Genomic DNA, 389 nt, shown 5'->3' with positions numbered 1-389 from the left:
ACCAGGACGGCGTCAACGCGCTGCTGGCGCTCGGCGGCACCTTCGCGGCGGGCATGTTCCACTGGTCGATCACCGAGATCGGCATGTTCGGCATCATCCTCAATGTCGTCGCCATCTTCGGCTGCTGGATCGCGGCGCGCCTCGACACCGCGCTCGGCTCCAAGGCGGTGGTGATGATCGCGCTGGTCATGCTGTCGGTCGCCACCATCGGCATCATCTCGACGGGGCCGGGCTTCACGCTGCTCGGCCTGATCCAGATGCCGACCACCGATTCGGGCGGCCTGTTCGGCACGGCGGCCGAGAAGGCCTATATCCTCTACGGGCTGTTGATCGGCCTGGCCTTCGGGCCGGTGCAGGCGTCGTCGCGCTCCTACATGGCGCGCAGCGTC

At 67.6% G+C, this 389-nt stretch carries 1 pseudogene; it reads left to right on the top strand.

Features of this window, described 5'->3' with window-relative positions:
• A pseudogene (locus ACWTU9_RS33255) lies at window positions 1-389 on the top strand (MFS transporter); the annotation flags it as partial.

Source organism: Mesorhizobium sp. 128a, assembly GCF_053848025.1.
This window is presented reverse-complemented; position numbering and strand designations above follow the sequence as displayed.